The sequence below is a fragment of the Chryseobacterium sp. WG23 genome (assembly GCF_024586575.1).
Classification (GTDB): domain Bacteria; phylum Bacteroidota; class Bacteroidia; order Flavobacteriales; family Weeksellaceae; genus Chryseobacterium.
Genome location: NZ_JALCZE010000004.1, coordinates 267,091 through 287,349, shown reverse-complemented (window position 1 = coordinate 287,349; position 20,259 = coordinate 267,091). Strand labels below are relative to the sequence as shown.

Here is a 20,259-nt window from a genome sequence, read left to right as displayed (position 1 = left end):
TGAAAAATTATGGTTATTCTATTTAAAATTATTTATGGCATTGCCTATTCTGGAGGTACTTTCCTCTTTTCCAAGGATTTCCAAAATATCCGGAACATCAGGTCCTTTCAATTCTCCTACTAAAGACAAACGCAAAGGCATCATTACTTTACCCATTCCCAGCCCTTTATTTTCGGCAAAGTCATGAACCGTCTGTTTGAGCGCTTCTGCAGTAAAGTCCGAAGACTCAAGAGTAGATGCCAATTCTTCTAAAATGGCAGAAGTCTCCTCATTCCATGCTTTTTTTGAGGCTTTTTCATCATAAGAGGTTGGAGCCTCAAAGAAAAATTTTCCGTTTTCATAAATGTCTTTCGGGAAAGTAGCTCTTTCTTTCATCAGCTGAATCACCTTTAACAGTTTTTCGTCTGAAGAACCGGAAAGATCAAGATCTGTATTTTTAAGAAGCTGAAGAAGTTCTTCATCAGATTGCATCTGAATATACTGATGGTTGAACCATTCTGATTTTTCTTTACTGAATCTAGCTCCTGCTTTATGTACTTTATGAAGATCAAATTCTTTGATCATATCCTCCAATGGAAGAATTTCTTTATCATCGGCAGGAGACCAACCCAATAAAGCAACCATGTTGATGAATGCATCAGGTAGGTAACCGTTTTCTCTGTATCCCTTGGAAACAACTCCAGTTGCAGGATCTTTAAAATCAAGCGGGAATACCGGGAACCCGAATTTATCACCGTCCCTTTTGCTTAATTTTCCTTTACCTTCAGGTTTTAAAATTAAAGAAAGGTGAGCGAATTGTGGCGCTTCCCAACCCATTGCCTCGTATAATAAAGTGTGCAGACCTAAAGAAGGCAGCCACTCTTCACCACGGATTACATGAGAAATTTCCATCTCATGGTCATCAATAATGTTGGCAAAATGATAAGTAGGCATTCCGTCATTTTTTACAAGAACCTTATCATCTAAAGTATTGGTATTTACAGACGATTTTCCACGGATAATGTCTTCAAGATTTAAAACTCTGTCAACAGGCATTTTAAATCGTACCACATAAGGTGTTTTTCCGTCCAGTAATTTCTGAACTTCTTCTTCAGAAAGTGCAATGCTATTTCTTAAACGGTTTCTGGTCTTGTTATCATAAGAGAAAACATCACCTCTAGCCTCGAATTCTGCCCGCATAGCATCCAGCTCCTCGGGAGTGTCAAAAGCCAGGTAAGCATAATCTGTTTTTAAGATCTGCTCAGTATACCGGTCATAGATATCTCTTCTTTCAGATTGTCTGTAAGGGGCAAATTTTCCTCCTTTCTTAGGACTTTCATCAGGAATGATTCCGCACCATTCTAAAGCTTCTTCAATATATTCTTCAGCCCCTTCTACATATCTTGCGGTATCTGTATCTTCAATTCTCAGTACAAATTCTCCACCCTGATTTTTAGCAAAAAGATAATCATATAATGCGGTTCTTACGCCTCCCAAATGCAAAGGTCCTGTAGGACTTGGAGCAAAACGTACTCTTACTTTCTCCATTTCAATTTTAATTTTTGCAAATTTACTTAAAATTATGCGTTTAGGAGATGATTTATAACCGTGTATTTTCCGATTTTTATATTTAAACCACTTCATTCCCTGAGGATAGAAGCTGTAAATAGCTAAGAAAGTATAATACAACAGATTCAACATTGAAACTCAGGATACTGATCCATAAAAAATCCGAAGAAATAAATACTTCTCCGGATTACATATTGTTTAATTTTATGTCAACTTATTTGAAGACACTGATTGTTGCTACCACTGGAAGTTAGTTGCGCCTTCAAGACTGTACTCATTTCCATTGACTGTGGTAGTGAATGTGCCACCAATTCTACCTCTGGTAGGAGCCCATGCATGATCTGTTTTCCCTCCAGTATTTCTTAATACACTTCCATAATCAGATAAAAAGCCAAGTCTTTCCAGATCACCTATTCCTGATCCTAAAAATTCTGCATAAGCATCTAATGCTGGACGCATAGAACTAGGGTATAATACCCATTGACCATTAACAAGTGCATTTGAACCAATTTGAGTGAAGTTACGGTAGAACATAATTCCGATATCATCCTTATGTCTTTCAACCCCTACATGCCATGTCAGGGTATATACTCCATTTGACAGTAAAATACCTTCTTTTACACTGCCAACTCCTAAATATTTTCCTGCTGATATATCAGATTGTATTGTTCCCAATTCATTAATGTCAGTTACAATAGCTGTTTCGTAATCTAAGGTTGGGGTAACAGTATAGAGTGATTTTCTTAAAAACTTGGAATATTTGTCGAATAGACGGTCAGATTTTTCTTTATCAAATAAAACAAGGAAGTTGATTTCGTCTGCAAGGTTCTGAAGACTGGTAAACTGAAATTCTTCTCTTTCTTTATATACCGACTTTAGTTTTAAGTTATGATAAAATGTAGCTGTTTTTTCTACCTTATCAGCATTTGAGCCTGCAATGAAATTTTTGAACTCAGCTGAAATAGATTTTTCTTCATTCTGTCTGAATGTTTCTACTCTGTCTGTTAAGCTACTTAAAGTTTTTGTTGTTTCTACGGTCTGTGAAATTTCAGTGCTTTCATTAGTACAAGAAATTGCCGTAATACCAATTGATAATGCCAATACAAATTTCGCTAACTTAAATGATCTTTTTTTCATGTTAATTCTAAGATTTTTAATTCTTTTTTTAAGGTGCAAATATATTGTTTTTACATTAAAAATCTTCATAATGTGAGTTATGGTATGTGTTAATTATGCTTAATGTCGAGTATTTTTCTATTTTTTTTATCTTAAATTGGTGATATATGTTGAGCTGTTTTTTTAATATCTTGATTCTGATAACAGCACGCAACAAAAAAGGGCTCATTCTATTTTTTTTAAGCTTATTTTATTTCCTGATTTTTGAAATAATTCTATTTATATTTTAATTTCTACATTTGCATTCATTGAAATCCACAGATCAAATGATCAGAACATCATGATGATTACAGGGTTTTTACCATAGAATATAGCTTTAATATATAAACGACTATGAAGATTATCTTCCATGAAAATCAGCTCTGCTACCGAGGAACATCGAACGCAGTATTTGATTATGCTTATTACAATGAAGAGATTTTGAATAATGAATCGGTGATCATGTACCAGAAAAATAATTCCGGTAATATGCTTGAAGCTATTCAAAGATTTGAAAAACATTTTACTGTATTTGGTTATGCCAATCTTCAGGAAAGGGATGATTTTATTAGAGAATCTGGAGCTGATTTGTTTTATGCAATTAAATCAGGACAAAAAGAGACAGATGTTCCTTCAGAATTAATTAAAACGGCTATTCATGCTGTTTTTAAATATAATGAGCCTTATGGAGATGTGTACGCCTATGTTTCGGAATGGTTAGCAAAAACTATGAGTAACCAAACGTTACCTTTTGTTCCTCATATTGTGGATCTACCTGATGTAAAGGGTGATCTTCGAGATGAGCTGGGAATACTTAAAGACGCTATTGTATTTGCCCGATACGGCGGTGCTGAAACTTTTGACCTGGATTTTGTGAAAGAAGCGGTGAAAAAAGTAGCTCGCAGTAATAAAAACATCTATTTTATTTTTATGGGGACAGATCAGTTTGTAAAAAGAAATTTTTTCAGACCTTATAAAAATATTATTTTTCTTCCTCCAACCACTGATGTGGAAAGGAAAGTGAAGTTCATTAATACTTCGGATGCATATTTACATGCAAGAAGGCAGGGTGAAAGTTTTGGAATTGCAATAGGAGAATTTTCCATTAAAAATAAACCGATCATTACCTGGAATGGATCCGATGAAAAATCCCATCTTGAAATTCTGGGAAATAAAGCCCTTCTTTACTCGGACAAGGAAGATTTAATACAACTATTAAAGAATTTTGTTCCTGATTCTCAAAAGGACTGGGACTGCTATTCGAAACATTTCAATCCTAAAGTGGTAATGAGAAAGTTTGAAGAGGTTTTTATCAGATAGATCAGAACAAAGATTTAAAGTATAATTTTAATCTCTTTTTAAAATTGAGAGGCATTGTTATTTCTTTTTGTGGATAAGCCGTTTCGAACTTTGTTGTAAATTCTTCAATATTCTTTGATTCAATGAAAATCAATTCTTTCCAATCTGTAGGGGTCAGCGGATGGAAATTTTTCATTTTCATATAGTTCTTGGAATTTAGTTTTTTCCATTCATTCAGAAATTCGTTAGTGTCAAAATCATTATTATGTCCCCAGTTATTGATTTTCTGAGAGATTTCTTCCGGACTTCTTGCCCAGGATTGGTGGATATTATTGAAATCTAATCTTAAAAAATATGGATTTTTAGGATATCTTGCATTGACATACACAGGAACGTTAGTGATCAGAAAACAAGGTTCTGTGTAAGGAGAGATCACCAAAAAACCATCTTCCGTCTGTTTGAAAAGGGTTACAAAATTCACAAAGAAATTTACCGGTGTTTTCTCTGGCTTCCTTAATAGATACTGGTGTTTTTTAAGGAAGGAAGTGAGTTTGCCAAAATCAACAGGATATTCATCGCTATCGATCTGAAGATGCCATCCTCCTTTTCCCATTTTTTTTGCCAGTTTATTTCTTTGCCTGGTGTCAAGGTCAATTGTGGCCATTCCTTCTATATAAAATGTGTCGCTGTAAAAAATGACTTTATTCTGAATGTCCAGCTTTTTAATATCTTGAAAAACATGATCGGGAATGGAAAAATAATTTCCTGCCCAGGTTTTTCCATCTTTATCATAGCAAATAAAAATTTTATCAGCAAAATCATAAACCTGCTTTAGAGAATTGAAAATATATGTATAATCATATGACAGAAGATAGCCAACCTTGATAATGTCCTTTTTGTTTCTCATAATTTGTAATAAATGCTTAATTTCGTTTCCTTAAACGACTAAGGTCCGACAAAATAATAGATTTAAAATGGGAATTAAAAGATTTTTTAAAAATAAAATAAGGGATAATAAATTCATCAAAGACAAAAGAAAAATTGGAATTAATCATTTAGACCTTGATTTTTTTAGAAATTATGAATTTAATTTTAACACTAATTCCCATAATCCTGAAGTTTCTATTATTATTCCTGTCTATAATCAAATCAGATATACCCTCAACTGCCTTTATACGATTGAGCAGTATGATAAAAATACTTCCAAAGAAATTATTATTATTAACGATAACAGTTCAGATGAAACGTTGGAGTTTTTAAATAAAATTCAAGGGATTACAGTCATCAATAATACTGAAAACCTTGGCTTTCTAAGAAATGTAAATAAAGGAATTCAAGCCTCAAAAGGGAAATATGTCTATTTACTAAATAATGATACTGAAGTTCAGGAAAATTATTTAAGCTCACTGATTGATGTTTTTGATACCAAAGAAAATGTAGGAGCAGTAGGCTCAAAAATGATTTTTGCAGATAATACTTTACAGGAAGCGGGTTGCCTGATTTTCAAAAACTGTGAAATTGTAAACCTGGGAAGGTTTAATTCCATTGATCATCCTTCGTTTAACTTTTTAAGAAAAGTTGATTACTGTTCAGGATGCAGCTTGTTGTTTAAAAGAATTGATACAACAGGAAATTTAAATTTCCTTGATGAGGAATTCTTACCGGCCTATTATGAAGAAACAGACTTTTGCCAGCGCTTGAAGTATGTACAGGGTCTGGATATCTACTACCAGCCCAAATCTGAAATTTTACATTTTGAAAATATAAGTTATACAGGAAAAGACAGTAACAAGGAGATATTGCTTGAAAAAAATGCTAAGAAATTTAAAGAAAGATGGAACTCAAGGTTCGAAGGAGATAAATTTTTAGAAATTAATAATAAAAAGCATTTAAATGTCTACAAAAATTATCAGAAGCCTACTATTCTTTTTCTGGAGGAATCTATGCCTAAATATGATCAGGATAGCGGTTCGAGGAGACTGGATGAAATTTTTAAAATCCTGATAGCCCAGAATCATAAGATCCTATTGGGAATTCCGGAATTTAATGATACCGATAAAAAATATATAAAATATTGTGAATCTCTTGGAATAGAAGTATTTCAGGATTATGTTACACCTAAAAATAAGATCGTAAAAATTAATGATCAAATCATTGAAAAGTTACCTCTTATTGATATAATCTGGATTTTCAGACCACATGGTTTTAAAAACTGGCAGAAGGTTTTTAAAAAACATATCACAAAACAAAAGCTTATCTACGATATGGTGGATCTGCATTATTTGCGTGTTGAAAGAGAGAGAGAATATATGCCGACTAGTCCGAAAATGGAGAAGAGAAACCAAAAGACTAAAGAACTGGAATATTCAGCAATGCGAAACTCTGATGCTGTGGCAGCGATTAGTGATGTGGAAAAAGGGATCGTCTCTCAAAATGGAATTGATATCAATAAAGTGCATGTGGTAAGTAATTTCCATACGGTAGAGCAGGTTAATAAAAACGGATTTGCAAACAGGAAAGGATTATTATTTATTGGAGGCTTCAGGCATCTTCCTAATTTAGATGCATTGAAATTTCTTGTTGAAGATATAATGCCTTTGGTATGGAAAAAAGACGATACTATTTTTGTTAATGTAATTGGGTCTGAGTTATCAGAAGAACTTACAAGTAAATATAATTCGGATAAAATCAGGATATTGGGATATCAGGAAACTGTTGATGAATGGTTTGATTCATCCAGGGTTTTTGTAGCTCCTTTACGATATGGAGCCGGTGTTAAAGGTAAAATAGGCCAGGCATTGGAGTATGAACTCCCTATTGTAACAACACCAATTGGGGTGGAGGGTATGAATCTTCAGCATAATATGCATGCACTGGTAAGTGATAGTAATGATGCAGAAACCTTTGCCCGTAATATTCTGGAACTTTATTCTAATGAAGGACTTTGGAGTACACTTAAAAATAATTCAAAGGAAGCATTACATCCTTTTTCAAGGGAGGTACAAGGGAAAAATGTTCTTAATTTAATAGCAAGTTTATACAAGAAATAAGCTTTTGAATTTTTTAGAAGTTATGAATGAATTTGTAGAGAAGCAATTAATTAAAATAGGTTTTAGCTTTATATTTTGTAATGTTTGTGGAAGCATTAGGAAAATAAAGATAAAAACAAATAATCTAAGGGAGGATGCAACATGTAAGAAATGTAGCTCAAACTCCAGAAAAAGACATCTGGCTGAGGAAATTTTAGAATTGGTCAATAAACAGAATAAAACCTCTTATAATAGTTTGAGGAAAATAAAAAAAGATTCGGGATTGAAGATTTATAATGTAGAATCTAATGGAGCTCTTCATCATTATTTAAAACACATTAATAATTATGTGTGTAGTGAATATTTCGGTCCATATGAAACGTATGGTAATGAACAGAATGGGATCCTTAATGTTGATTTGATGAATATTCCATTGGATGACAATACCTTTGATTTAATTGTTTCAACAGAGGTTTTTGAACATATTCCGGATCCTTATAAAGCATTTAGTGAAGTCCATAGAATACTGAACAAAGGGTCGCATGTATTTACAGTACCTTATTATGAAGATAAAGAAAATGATGAGGTTAGAGCGTTCTTAGATGATAATAATGAGATTGTCCATCTTATGAAGCAGGAATATCACGGTGATCCTATAAGAAGTGATGAAGGTATTCTGGTGTATACAGTCTTTGCAAAAGAAATGCAAAAGAAATTAAAAGCTATGGGATTTGAAGTAAAAGTTAGTAAAAAGAGAAGTATTATCGAAGGAATTTTAGGAGATAATAATATTGTCTTTACTACAACGAAATTATAAAAATGAAAAGGAGGTTTTACAATCTCCTTTTGTTTTTGAAAATATCAAGAATAAATAATATTTGTGATCTTACAGGATATCTGGTCTTGATCAGTTCTACTTTTTCAGCATATATTTTTTCAATTTCTTTGATGTTGTTTTTTATCATTTCATGATGTTGGGGCTGAAGCTGAAGATAGAGCAGATTTTTTTTATAGCTGCTGGTCAGACGCTTTATATATTTGGATAAACCTTTAAAATCCTGAATGAGCCCGAAGGTGCGTTTAAGAAATAATAAAGACCTGTCATTTTTATCAAAAAATACACCTCCAATTTGTTGATGTTTATGAATTCTGTAATAGAAAAGTTTTTCATCAAGCATTGCGAAAGAATCTTTTTGAGCAGCAATAAAAGCAATCCATTCATCATGATGAAGACCTTCAGAATCCGGAATGGGTATAATTTCGTTTAAAAAAGACTTTCTTAATGACATTGATGCTCCAGTTGCAATATTTGTAATTTTAGAAAGGGTGCCTTTTATACTGAAGTTTTTATCCGTTGAGTTTGCAATGACAGGAAGATCCCAGAAAGAATACATTTCTTTTTTTTCACCATTATCGTTGATGCAATAGCCATTTGTAGCTATTACCTTTATATTCTGATGCTTTTTAAAATAATCTAAATGTACCTTAACTTTATGATCAGCCCATATATCATCCTGATCACTTAGAAATATGATATCATTATTACATAAAGAAATTGCCTTTTCAAAATTCTTTACACTGCGAAGATTATTTTCATTAGTATAGATTTTGAAAATAGAGGGGTATTGTTCCCGGTAAGAATTTAAAATAGAAATGGTAAAATCGGTAGAGCCGTCATCACATACAATAATTTCATCTATTGGAACGGTTTGGTTCAAAATAGAATCGAGCTGGTATTTTATATATTTTTCTCCGTTGTAGGTACAAAGAGCAACTGAGGTTTTCATGGAGCCTTATTTGTTAATTTGACTGAATAAAATTTGGATCCAATTACTGAATGAATATCTCTGATAAATCTCATCAGAAGATCCAATATAATCATCAGCCAGGAAATGGGTGATGTCAGACATATTGTGATCATTCAGCAGAAATATATTACTAGAATTATAAAAGCTATATTCCTTTACCAATTCATTATTGGTGATTAATTTTTTTCTGTATCCTACAGCCTCAAAAACTCTGAAAGAAAGTCCTTTATGGATCGTGTTTTGAAAATCAAGAATAATTCTTGAAGACTTGGCATTTTTCATGTTTTCCTCAAAACTCATTCCGGTTCTTGTGAAATTAATAGGATACTCCTGATACTTTCTGATATGTTTTTCTTTAGTATAGATTACATTGATATTGGTCTTCAGATTTTTTTCCTGAAATAATATAGAAAGATTGCAAAGCTCTTCAATACGATCCTTCATAAAAGTCCCTACGAAGAAAAGGTCCTGCTTTATTTCGGATTTTTCTGGCAGATAATCAAAATAAAAATTATGGATATGCTTTGTCTGCGGATATCTGATGGTATCTCTTTCATCAAATACAAAAAAGCTGTCAAAATATTGTATGGTATCTTCTGCTAAAGGAAACCTCTGCATTCCGTCCCATTGGTAAGCTACAGTGTAAGTGCTTTTTTTCTGAATTTTGGCCAGAACATTTTTACTGAACAGATCAGGACGTACTACCAGGGCATAATCTGCATGGCTGATTTTATCAAGAAAAAACAGTTGTGGTTGTTCCTTTTTTTCGGCTAACATTTTGGCTTTAAAGGTCCTGTTATTACTGAATGCCTTTTTATAAATATGAATTAAAGACTCTTCAGCGCTCAATTTTACCTGTGAACAATCATGTTCTACAGTAAAAACCTTAAAACCAAGATACTCAAGGTTCTTTTTAAAAACCTTTGGTAGCCCAAAATGATTGGGAACAGCTAATATGATACTTTTATCTTTAAAGTCCTTCATTGTTATATTGAATATCCTGCTTTTGAAAAATAAGGTCTCCAGAAATCTTTCTCCTTATTCCATCTATGGCAGCCAAAAGGAAGTTCTCCTTTATTGATGTTCATTGCTTTCTCCTGTTTGTTCTCAATGGAGAAAAGACAGGCTTCTTTATAATTAGGTTTAGAAAAAATTATACCATTTCTTTCAGGCTCGATACTAAAAAACACATCTTCGGCGTAAAATTGCCCTGTATTTTCAGATTTTAAATAAATTTTTGCTACTTCTGGAATTTTTTCAAGAACTTCTATAAACTTTTCTCTCTTTCTTAAAGACAGTCCTCCATTCCCTACAGCATTATAAAGAAGAGATTTGTCTTTTTGCCATTTTCCATTCCCTTTAAAATTGACCGCTGCCTTAAGTTTTGCAATGGTTTTATCAAAAAATAATTTTAATAAAGGAATATGTTCTGAACTTCGTATCCAGGGAGCACCAATATAATCGTAGTCTTTTTTACACCAATTTATAAGATTATCTTTAAATACAAAACAGTCAGATTGATAAATTAGTATATATTTTTCTGAAAAACTTTTATAAAAATTCACATTCATCATGAGTTGATTGTATCCAAAAATATTTTTGAAATAATGTTCGTCAAAACTAATGAATGAAGCATTAAAATCTTTATAGGCATCAAGAGAAAGACTTTCAGGATGTATAAAAGTGATTTTGTAACTTCCTAAAATATGAAATACCTGATTGAGTGCTATCAAATCATCGCGATCAGGTATTTCTTTATATATTGGAATAATAATATCTACCAAAGTTATTTTGAATATTCTAATACAGTTTTTTCAATGATCTTCACACAATCCAGTAATTGCTCTTCTGTAATTACCAATGGTGGAGCAAGTCTGATGATGTTACCATGCGTTGGCTTGGCCAATAGTCCATTTTCTTTTAATTGTAAACAAAGGTTCCATGCCGTAGAACTTTCAGGGCCATCATTAATCAATATGGCATTCAAAAGACCTTTTCCTCTTACCTTTGTAATAAGGTCTGTTTTTTCAATAAGCTTATTGATTTCAGCTCTGAAAAGCTGACCAAGTTCTTCTGCTCTTTCAGATAATTTTTCATCCGCTACTACATCTAATGCTGCTACGGCTACTGCACAGGCGATTGGATTTCCTCCAAATGTGGAACCGTGTTGTCCAGGCTTAATAACATTCATGATCTCATCATTGGCCAAAACAGCTGATACTGGGTACATTCCTCCTGAAAGTGCTTTTCCCAAGATCAAAATATCCGGCTGTACATTTTCATGATGACATGCAATGAGTTTTCCTGTTCTGGCTATACCTGTTTGTACTTCATCTGCAATAAAAAGGACATTATGTTTTTTACATACTTCAGACGCATTTTTAAGGAAATTTTCATCCGGAACATATACCCCGGCTTCTCCCTGAATAGGCTCTACTAAGAATGCTGCAATATTTCCGGCTTCTCTGGTCAGAACTTCTTCTAATGCAGCAACATCGTTGTAAGGAATTTTGATAAACCCTGGTGTAAAAGGACCGTAATTCTGGTTGGCATCCGGATCATTGGAAAAAGAAACAATAGTAGTGGTTCTTCCATGGAAATTATTTTCACAAACTATGATCTTAGCTGCATTTTCTGAAATACCTTTTACCTCATAGCTCCATTTTCTGGCAAGCTTTACTGCTGTTTCCACAGCTTCAGCCCCAGAGTTCATAGGAAGGACTTTGTCAAACCCAAAAAGGCTGGTGATTTTTTCTTCATATTCTCCTAATCTGGAGTTGTAGAAAGCTCTTGAAGTCAGAGCCAGTTTTTTAGCCTGTTCTACTAAAGCTTCAACAATTTTAGGATGAGAATGTCCTTGGTTCACAGCAGAATATGCTGAAAGAAAATCATAGTACCTCTTGCCTTCTACATCCCAAACAAAAACGCCTTCTCCACGCTCCAGAACTACTGGAAGAGGATGGTAATTGTGGGCTCCATGTTTGTCTTCAAGGTCAATAAAATACTGTGAGTTTTTTGTTTTTTCTGCTGTTGACATATGTTTTGCTTTTTGGCAAATTTAAGCAATATTAATGAGATGAATAAATATTAGGATAATATGCTGCGTGGCAATAATTAAAAGCATATTTTGAAGCTCATTGAGGTGTTTTTAAAGGTTGAATTTATCTTAACATCTTCACGGTTTCTTATGAATAGCCAAAATAGATCAGATACTTCAAATATTCCTTATAAACATAAGCAAAAAATTCTCTGGAAATTAGTGTATAGACCGCTTCAAAAAATTAGGTGCGAATGCTCAAGCATATGGTTCGGAATTGATGATTTTTTACATAATTACTTTTTCCAAATAAAAAAACTGCCTCCGATAAGAGGCAGTTTTACAATATATTGTTAAAATAATCTTAGTGATTATCATATTTTCTATCCATTACAAAATCTTCCATGAATTTTGTAGTATAGTTTCCTGCAAGATAATCTTCATTATCCATCAGTTGTCTGTGGAAAGGAATTGTAGTTTTTACTCCTTCAATATAGAACTCTTCCAATGCACGTTTCATTTTAGCAATAGCTTCCTCACGGGTTTGAGCCGTAGTGATAAGCTTAGCAATCATAGAGTCATAATTAGATGGAATACTATATCCGGAATAAACGTGAGTATCTACTCTGATTCCGTGTCCGCCAGGGATATTTAATCCTGTGATTTTTCCCGGAGATGGTCTGAAGTCAGCGTAAGGATCTTCTGCATTGATTCTGCACTCAATTGAATGTAGCTTTGGATAATAATTGATTCCTGAAATAGGAGTTCCTGCAGCAAGAAGAATTTGTTCCCTGATCAGGTCATAATCAATTACCTGTTCGGTAATAGGATGTTCTACCTGGATTCTTGTATTCATTTCCATGAAATAGAAATTTCTGTGCTTGTCTACAAGGAATTCAATAGTTCCCACACCTTCATATCCAATAAATTCTGCAGCTTTTACAGCAGCATCACCCATTTTTTCACGAAGTTCATCTGTCATGAACGGAGAAGGAGTTTCTTCAGTTAATTTCTGATTTCTTCTCTGTACAGAGCAGTCTCTTTCAGAAAGGTGACAAGCTTTTCCAAACTGGTCACCCGCTACCTGAATTTCAATATGTCTAGGTTCTTCAATCAGCTTTTCCATGTACATACCTCCATTTCCGAACGCAGCCACGGCTTCCTGAATTGCAGACTCCCAGTGATCTTTAAGGTCTTCGGCTTTCCAAACGGCTCTCATCCCTTTTCCACCACCACCAGCTGTTGCTTTGATCATTACCGGATACCCCGTTTCTTCAGCAACTTTTACAGCATGCTCATAAGATTCGATCAAACCGTCAGAACCGGGTACACAAGGTACACCCGCTGCTTTCATGGTAGCTTTAGCATTGGCTTTGTCTCCCATTTTTTCGATTTGCTCAGGAGAGGCACCAATAAATTTGATGCCGTTTTTCTGACAAATTCTTGAAAAGTTAGCGTTTTCAGATAAGAATCCGTAACCAGGGTGAATGGCGTCAGCGTTGGTAATTTCCGCAGCAGCAATAATATTAGGGATTTTAAGATAGGAGTCTTTACTCATTGCAGGACCAATACAAACCGCTTCGTCAGCAAATCTTACGTGAAGGCTGTCTTTATCAGCAGTAGAGTATACTGCTACAGTTTTGATTCCCATTTCTTTGCATGTACGTAAAATACGCATTGCAATTTCGCCACGATTGGCTATTAATATTTTTTTGAACATCTTCTTCAATTTGAAAATTAGATAATTTGAAAATTAGATAATGTTATTTTAATGTAGAATTTAATCTAACATCTAATGTCTAACATCTAACTCTAAAATTAAGATGGATCCACTAGGAATAAGGGTTGGTCATACTCTACAGGAGTAGCATCGTCAACTAAAATTTTAACGATTTTTCCGCTGATTTCAGAGTCTATCTGGTTGAATAATTTCATGGCTTCAATTACACAAACTACTTTACCGGCAGAAACTTCATCACCTACATTTACAAATACATCTTTATCAGGAGATGGTTTTCTATAGAAAGTTCCGATCATTGGAGATTTGATCGTTACATATTTACTGTCATCAGAAGCAGCCTCAGCTTTTTCAGAAGTTGCAGCAGCTGGAGTTGCAACGGGTGCCGGTGCAGCTACCGCTTGTGGTGCAGTATGGTAAACTGCAGGCTGTGCATATACAGCGTCGCTTCCAGCTAATGGAGTTTTAATAGTGATTTCGAAATCTTTAGTTTTGTATTTTACTTCTGAAACCTCAGCCTTAGATACAAACTTAATAAGATTTTGTATGTCTTTAATGTCCATAAATTTGATATTTGATTTTGGGTCAAAGATACCAAAAAAACGTAAAAAACAATAAAAAACCGCCTAATTTTATTAAAATTGGGCGGTTTTTTGTATTAAAATGAGGTTTTTTTGAAAATCCCTCGATTAGTTTTCTTCAGTAGTTGCTACTTCTTTTTCCAATACTACTTTACCTCTGTAGTAAAGTTTTCCTTCATGCCAGTGAGCTCTGTGGTAAAGGTGAAGCTCTCCTGTTGTTGCATCTTTAGCCAATTGAGGAACTACAGCTTTGTAGTGAGTTCTTCTCTTATCTCTTCTTGTGGACGACTGTCTTCTCTTTGGATGTGCCATTTTGTAATAACTTTTTTAATTGATGAGCGATGAGATTCATCATCTCATCATATTTAAATTATTTTATTTAATTTTTATCTTTTAATTTTCTCAATGCTTCCCATCTAGGGTCACTTTTATGTTCTTCCTCTTCAGTTTCCTCAATTTCTTTCGGGCTGAATTGGTCTAATACTTTAAGATCTTCATCACTTACATGAGGTGAAATCTTTTTCATCGGAATGGATAGCATTACATTTTCGTATATCAAATGCGCTACATTGAAAGCATGCTCTCCGGAAGGAATGGTAATAACATCTTCATTGCTATCATCATATTCTTCTCCGAAATTTACCAGGATCTTGATCTCATTCTCAATAGAATAGTCAAAGTCTTCATTTGTAATATCACAAACCAGCTCAACTAATCCATGGATTTTAATCACAAATTCCAAGAACGTAGTGTGCTTATCCAGTAAGACATCCACTGCTATTCTAGGATTTGTAAATTCCTGCTCAGTTTCAAATAATTGAAAGAACGTTTTATCGATCTCAAACCTGAACTCGTGTTTTCCGTTTTTAAGTCCGGAAAAGCTTACGTCATAGTTTCTTAACTTGTCCATAAAATGAGTGTGCAAAAATATGCATTTTTTTTATAATAACAAATAAAATCTAAAACAAATTAATTTAAAACTTATTTTAGGGATTTAAGCTTCAGTTTCATCAGGAAGATCTTCATCCACTCCGTTGTCTGAAACCATTTTTCTTGGCTGAAGGCGGTTGCTCATCAATTCGCTGTATTCATTTCTGTTTTTGAAAACGTTAATAGCAGTGAAAATAGCTTCGGTAAAACTTTGCTCATCAGCAATATTTTTCCCCGCAATATCGTAAGCAACTCCATGATCCGGAGAAGTTCTTATATAAGGAAGTCCCGCGGTATAGTTTACGCCTTCTTCATAAGCTAATGTTTTGAACGGGGCTAATCCCTGATCGTGGTACATTGCTAAAACGGCATCAAAGTTCTTGTATTTACTTGGCTGGAAGAAGCTGTCGGCAGGAAAAGGCCCGAATGCTAATACTCCGTTATCAGAAAGTTCTTTAATAGCAGGAGCAATGATTTCAATTTCCTCATTTCCTATTACACCACCATCTCCAGCATGCGGGTTAAGCCCCAAAACAGCAATTTTAGGTTTTTGAACCTGAAAATCTTCAATCAGGGTTTGATTTAGTACTCTGATTTGTTTTTTTATTTTCTCTTTAGAGATGTTTTCTGCAATCTTGGCAATAGGAATGTGGTGTGTAGAAACGGCTACTTTTAAATCTTCAGTTACCAGAAACATCAGTCCCTTTTTGCTGAATTTTTCTTCAAAGTATCCGGTGTGTCCTGTATGTTTGAATCCCATTTTCACCATTTCATCCTTATTGATAGGAGCGGTTACCAGAACATCAATATCTCCTTTCATCAATGCTTCAGTAGCTGCTTCCAAAGAATCAATGGCCATTTTTGTGGATTCTTCTGTGGGAACTCCTAATTCTACGTTGACATTCTCCTTTGTCAGATTCACCATATTAAGTTTTCCTTCCTGGGCTTGAGAGGCTTCATTAACATAGTTGAAGTTAAGATTAAGCTTGAAAATATTTTTCTGATAAGTGAATAATTTTCCCGAACCAAAAATTACAGGGGTGAAAAAATCCGTAATGGTTTTGTCTTTCAGAGACTTCATAATGATCTCCGGGCCTATGCCGTTGAAATCACCGATTGAAATTCCTACTCGTACTTTATGGTTTTTTGGGCTCATTTTGATTATCTTTGAAGATTATAATTTACAAATTTAGCAAAAAATAATATGTTCACAGGAATTATTGAAGCAGTTGGTGTTATTGAGAAGATTGAAGAAAAAGGAAGCAATATAGATTTTACTTTAACTTGCCCTTTTACAAGCGAACTGAAAATTGATCAGAGCCTGGCCCATAATGGCTGTTGCCTTACTGTGGTTGAGATTAAGGATGATCAATATGTTGTTACCGCTATCAATGAAACTTTAGAAAAAACCAATCTTGGAAAATGGGAGCTGGGAACTGTTGTTAATCTTGAACGCTGCATGAAAATGGACGGAAGATTAGATGGCCATATTGTTCAGGGACATGTAGATAAAACAGGAGAGGTAGTCAATATTGAAAACAAAGATGGCAGTTATTTTATTACCATTCAATATGAAGCAGACGGTAATTTCGTGACCGTACCTCAAGGCTCAATCACGGTAAACGGAATCAGCCTTACGGTTGCAAAAAGTGAAGATTCACAGTTTTCTATAGCTATTATTCCTTATACTTGGGAATTTACAAATATGAACCATTTAAAAATAGGTGATCAGGTAAATTTAGAATTTGACATCATTGGTAAGTATATTGCTAGGTTAATTAAAAAATAGGATGTCAATAAATAAGTATAAAGGATATAGCTTAAGGAACCGGGTGTTTTTCGGTTTCCTGTTGGTATGCTTTTTAAGTGTTGTGGCAACTTCGCTTGTTCCGTATTTTGTTTTAAGGAATAATTCTTTACAACAGAGTAATATTGACATGCAGGAGAAAACCAATGCTGTTATGAGGTATCTGGATTATGCTGTTAGCCGTACTCTTGTGAAAACGGAAGATCTGCCGAATGTTTTAGGAAATAAAATTTTTGAAATAGCAGATATCAACCAGCATGATATTGTTATTTATGATCTGAAAGGAAATTATGTGCTTTCCAATAAAGATGAAAGCCTGGTTGAGCAGAAAACGATTCCTATAGAAATCATCAATAAAATTTTATCTACTGACGCCAGAGTAGATATGACAAGATATGACGCTTCTAAAGATGCCAAGCTTACTTCTTCCTATCTTCTGTTGAAAAATAATGAGCTTGAACCCGTAGGGATAGTTTATATTCCTTTATATCATAATGTATCTGCCTATCTGGATGTTCTCCATCAGTATGTTAAATACATCCTTTTAGTAGATATATTCCTTATCTTATTCAGTATTTGGATTAGCTGGGTGACTTCTAACAGCCTTGCAAAAACAATTACGAAGTTTTCCGATATGATTACGCGTATTACATTGTTTGAAAATGAAATGCGGCCCATCAGATATTATAAAAATGATGAGCTTAATGCATTAGCCAGAGCTTATAACAGAATGATTCTGCAGATTCAGGATCAAAAAGAAAGACTTCGTTTCAAAGCATCGGAAGAAGCTTGGAGAGAAATGGCAAAACAGGTGGCCCATGAGGTGAAAAATCCACTTACTCCTATGAAGCTTACCATCCAGAATTTTGAAAGAAAATTTGATCCGGAAGATCCAAATATAAGAGAGAGAGTAAAACAGATGAGTAAAACGGTGGTAGATCAGATCGACTTAATTGCCACAGTTGCTTCTGCATTCTCAGAATTTGCAAAGCTTCCTGAAAAAAATAATGAGGTAATCAACCTGAATACTGAAGTTGAAGATATATTACGTGTTTTCAATGACGACAGTGTTTTTATGCATGCTAATAAGAGTAATATCATGATCAGTATGGACAGGATTTACCTTTCCAGAATTATCACTAATCTTGTAACCAATGCTAAGCAGGCAGAGAGTGAAGATAGAAAATTAATTATTAATGTTGATGTGGAACAGCATCAGAGAAGAGTTATGATCTCTGTTCAGGATAATGGGATAGGAATTTCCGATAATATGTATGAACGTATTTTCGAACCTAATTTTACTTCTAAAAACAGTGGGATGGGACTTGGCTTATCTATGGTTAGAAAGATGATTGAAGACTACAAAGGGGAAATTTCCGTGAAATCCGAAGTAGGGAAAGGATCAACATTCATTATTACACTGCCTACCAATTTATAGTGAAATCTTTTAAATTTAAACAGTTTGAAATTCAGCAGTCTGAAAACGTCTTTCGTGTAGGAACAGACGGTGTTTTGCTTGGTGTGCTGGCCGATGTTGAGAAGGCTTCAAATGTATTGGAGATCGGGACGGGAACCGGGCTGATTACTTTGATGCTGGCGCAGAGAAATCCTAAAGCTGCTTTTTTAGGACTGGATATTAATGAAGATGCAGTAGCGCTTACAAAAACCAATTTTAAAAATGCTCCATTTCAGACAAGACTCAGGAATATACATCAGGATTTTAAATCTTTCGATACACAAGAATCATTTGATTTGATTGTTTCCAATCCCCCTTATTTTGAAGAATCAGCATCAGATAAAGATAAGATGGCCCGCCAGACGGTGGAATTGAATTTTAAACAGCTTATTAGCCAGGCAGCCGGGCTTTTATCCGAAACCGGGCTTTTATCTGTGATTATTCCCAGTGAAGCCGGAGAGGTATTCACTTCGATTGCGAAAGAAAATTCTTTGTTTTTAAGCCGTAGGGTCAATATTACCGGCATTGAAAATTCAAAAGTTAAAAGACTGGTTCTTGAATTCTCATTACAGGAAAAAAATCTTGAAGAATCTGATTTTACTATAGAAAAAAGTCCGAGACAATACTCGGACCAATATCTTGAACTCACCAAAGAGTTTCATGTTTTTAATAGAAGCTAGAAATTAAACTTGGTATTTAAATCCTTTACTTTTAAATTTTTAAAGCTTATTCAAATAGCTCAGCAGTGTCCAGTACGGAAACTTTTCCGTCTTCACATCGGATCGCTTCACCAGGGAAGTTCTGGATCATGTGATAATCATGTGTTGCCATTACTACCGCAGCTCCATTTTCAAGGGCTACCTGCTTTAATAGAGTCATAATTTCATTAGATGTTTCCGGATCAAGGTTTCCTGTTGGCTCATCCGCCAGAATAAGGTCCGGGTGATTCAGTAAAGCCCTGGCAATGGCAATACGCTGCTGCTCTCCTCCGGAAAGTTCGTGTGGCATCTTATGCTTTTTGCTTTTCATGTTCACACTGCCCAATACCTCATTGATACGGTCTTCCATTTTTACTTTATCATTCCATCCTGTAGCTTCAAGGACAAATTTTAAGTTCTTTTCAACAGTTCTGTCTGAAAGTAACTGGAAGTCCTGAAATACAATTCCTAATTTTCTTCTAAGGTTTGGAATGTCAGAAGGTTTTAGCTTTGCCAGCTCAAATCCAACAACAGATCCATGTCCCGATGCTAATGGAATGTGACCGTAAAGGGTTTTTAAAAGTGAACTTTTTCCGGAGCCTGTTTTCCCGATAAGATAGCAGAATCTACCTTTCTTAATGTTAAGATTTACATCAGTAAGAACAGTAAAGTTTTTTTGTGCAATCTTTGCATGTTGTAAACTTATGATATTGTCTCCGGAGATATTTGTATGTGGCATAATTTAATTTTAAAGGCTGTTTTCTAACAAAATTTTTCAACTTTTAAAAATAGAAAAAGAAGTTTATACAACCTAAATTTTAGTAAATTTTAACAACAAAAAATGCCTGAAAAAGATCTTTTCAAGCATGATTTGTATATGATAAGGTAGAAATTATCTCTTAGCGCGTGCTGCACTTACAGTTAAACTCTTTCTGCCTTTAGCTCTTCTCGCAGCCAAAACTCTTCTTCCATTTGGCGTAGACATTCTTTCTCTGAAACCGTGTTTGTTTCTTCTTTTTCTTTCTGATGGCTGGAATGTTCTTTTACTCATTACTATATATTTAAATCGTAATTAATCTATTTATTTTCAGGTTGCAAAGATATAGAAATTTTTATAAGCTACAAATTTTCACTATCTTTTTTTAAAATTATTTTGAAATGTTTTTTAATCAG

20 protein-coding genes are annotated in these 20,259 nt (G+C 34.2%); 6 read left to right on the top strand and 14 right to left on the bottom strand.

Annotated features, from left to right (window positions below; translation table 11 throughout):
• Nucleotides 1–18: 18 nt before the first annotated feature.
• Nucleotides 19–1,527, bottom strand: coding sequence for a glutamate--tRNA ligase (gene gltX, locus MP477_RS08315; RefSeq protein WP_257189997.1), 1,509 nt, complete (start codon nt 1,525–1,527; stop codon nt 19–21).
• A 258-nt stretch (nt 1,528–1,785) separates the two neighbouring features.
• A complete protein-coding gene (locus MP477_RS08310) occupies nt 1,786–2,685 on the bottom strand; it encodes a hypothetical protein (RefSeq protein ID WP_257189996.1) in 900 nt (299 codons plus the stop codon).
• A gap of 372 nt (nt 2,686–3,057) precedes the next feature.
• On the opposite strand from MP477_RS08310, the gene MP477_RS08305 reads away from it, so the two are divergent.
• Nucleotides 3,058–4,023, top strand: a complete 966-nt coding sequence (locus MP477_RS08305; RefSeq protein WP_257189995.1) for a hypothetical protein — start codon at nt 3,058–3,060, stop codon at nt 4,021–4,023.
• Between the two features lies 1 nt (nt 4,024).
• On the opposite strand, the gene MP477_RS08300 is transcribed toward MP477_RS08305, so the two are convergent.
• Nucleotides 4,025–4,909, bottom strand: a complete 885-nt coding sequence (locus tag MP477_RS08300; RefSeq protein ID WP_257189994.1) for a hypothetical protein — start codon at nt 4,907–4,909, stop codon at nt 4,025–4,027.
• A gap of 67 nt (nt 4,910–4,976) precedes the next feature.
• Here MP477_RS08300 and MP477_RS08295 point away from each other — a divergent pair, with 67 nt between their 5' ends.
• Together MP477_RS08295 and MP477_RS08290 are read left to right on the top strand one after the other, a co-directional pair.
• Nucleotides 4,977–7,052 (top strand): glycosyltransferase, encoded by a 2,076-nt coding sequence (locus MP477_RS08295; RefSeq protein ID WP_257189993.1) that lies wholly within the window; start codon nt 4,977–4,979, stop codon nt 7,050–7,052.
• 4 nt (nt 7,053–7,056) lie between these two features.
• Entirely contained in the window at nt 7,057–7,848 is a 792-nt protein-coding gene (locus MP477_RS08290) for a class I SAM-dependent methyltransferase (protein WP_257189992.1), read from the top strand.
• Nucleotides 7,849–7,864: 16 nt separating this feature from the next.
• Here the strand turns inward: MP477_RS08290 and MP477_RS08285 are convergent, their stop codons facing one another.
• The 9 genes from MP477_RS08285 to pdxA form a co-directional block, all read right to left on the bottom strand.
• The gene (locus MP477_RS08285) at nt 7,865–8,818 is read right to left on the bottom strand and encodes a glycosyltransferase (RefSeq protein WP_257189991.1); all 954 of its coding nucleotides are present in this window, start codon (nt 8,816–8,818) and stop codon (nt 7,865–7,867) included.
• A 6-nt stretch (nt 8,819–8,824) separates the two neighbouring features.
• Nucleotides 8,825–9,823, bottom strand: a complete 999-nt coding sequence (locus MP477_RS08280; protein ID WP_257189990.1) for a hypothetical protein — start codon at nt 9,821–9,823, stop codon at nt 8,825–8,827.
• 2 nt (nt 9,824–9,825) lie between these two features.
• Entirely contained in the window at nt 9,826–10,623 is a 798-nt protein-coding gene (locus MP477_RS08275; RefSeq protein WP_230037437.1) for a DUF5672 family protein, read from the bottom strand.
• Between the two features lie 2 nt (nt 10,624–10,625).
• On the bottom strand, nt 10,626–11,876 hold the full coding sequence (rocD, locus tag MP477_RS08270) for an ornithine--oxo-acid transaminase (RefSeq protein ID WP_230037439.1): 1,251 nt from the start codon (nt 11,874–11,876) through the stop codon (nt 10,626–10,628).
• 364 nt (nt 11,877–12,240) lie between these two features.
• A complete protein-coding gene (gene accC / locus MP477_RS08265) occupies nt 12,241–13,596 on the bottom strand; it encodes an acetyl-CoA carboxylase biotin carboxylase subunit (protein WP_230037441.1) in 1,356 nt (451 codons plus the stop codon).
• A 98-nt stretch (nt 13,597–13,694) separates the two neighbouring features.
• Complete coding sequence (gene accB, locus MP477_RS08260; protein ID WP_230037443.1) at nt 13,695–14,177, bottom strand: acetyl-CoA carboxylase biotin carboxyl carrier protein; 483 nt, start codon at nt 14,175–14,177, stop codon at nt 13,695–13,697.
• A 126-nt stretch (nt 14,178–14,303) separates the two neighbouring features.
• A complete protein-coding gene (rpmF, locus tag MP477_RS08255; RefSeq protein WP_007843326.1) occupies nt 14,304–14,507 on the bottom strand; it encodes a 50S ribosomal protein L32 in 204 nt (67 codons plus the stop codon).
• A gap of 67 nt (nt 14,508–14,574) precedes the next feature.
• Complete coding sequence (locus tag MP477_RS08250; RefSeq protein WP_230037445.1) at nt 14,575–15,105, bottom strand: DUF177 domain-containing protein; 531 nt, start codon at nt 15,103–15,105, stop codon at nt 14,575–14,577.
• An 84-nt stretch (nt 15,106–15,189) separates the two neighbouring features.
• Nucleotides 15,190–16,281 carry a 4-hydroxythreonine-4-phosphate dehydrogenase PdxA gene (gene pdxA, locus MP477_RS08245; protein WP_230037447.1) on the bottom strand — a complete coding sequence of 364 codons (1,092 nt, stop codon included), beginning with the start codon at nt 16,279–16,281 and terminating at the stop codon, nt 15,190–15,192.
• A 48-nt stretch (nt 16,282–16,329) separates the two neighbouring features.
• Between pdxA and MP477_RS08240 the strand changes: the two genes are divergently transcribed.
• Genes MP477_RS08240 through MP477_RS08230 form a run of 3 tightly spaced genes read left to right on the top strand, consistent with a single transcriptional unit; the run spans nt 16,330 to nt 19,068 of the window.
• Nucleotides 16,330–16,914 carry a riboflavin synthase gene (locus tag MP477_RS08240; RefSeq protein WP_230037449.1) on the top strand — a complete coding sequence of 195 codons (585 nt, stop codon included), beginning with the start codon at nt 16,330–16,332 and terminating at the stop codon, nt 16,912–16,914.
• Between the two features lies 1 nt (nt 16,915).
• Complete coding sequence (locus MP477_RS08235; protein ID WP_257189984.1) at nt 16,916–18,370, top strand: HAMP domain-containing sensor histidine kinase; 1,455 nt, start codon at nt 16,916–16,918, stop codon at nt 18,368–18,370.
• Nucleotides 18,370–19,068, top strand: coding sequence for a methyltransferase (locus MP477_RS08230; protein WP_257189983.1), 699 nt, complete (start codon nt 18,370–18,372; stop codon nt 19,066–19,068). The genes MP477_RS08235 and MP477_RS08230 overlap by 1 nt, the downstream gene beginning before the upstream one ends.
• A 46-nt stretch (nt 19,069–19,114) precedes the next feature.
• Here MP477_RS08230 and MP477_RS08225 read toward each other — a convergent pair whose 3' ends face one another.
• Together MP477_RS08225 and rpmH are read right to left on the bottom strand one after the other, a co-directional pair.
• Nucleotides 19,115–19,825, bottom strand: coding sequence for a cell division ATP-binding protein FtsE (locus tag MP477_RS08225; RefSeq protein WP_047488760.1), 711 nt, complete (start codon nt 19,823–19,825; stop codon nt 19,115–19,117).
• 153 nt (nt 19,826–19,978) lie between these two features.
• Entirely contained in the window at nt 19,979–20,137 is a 159-nt protein-coding gene (gene rpmH, locus MP477_RS08220) for a 50S ribosomal protein L34 (RefSeq protein ID WP_039365072.1), read from the bottom strand.
• Nucleotides 20,138–20,259: the final 122 nt, after the last annotated feature.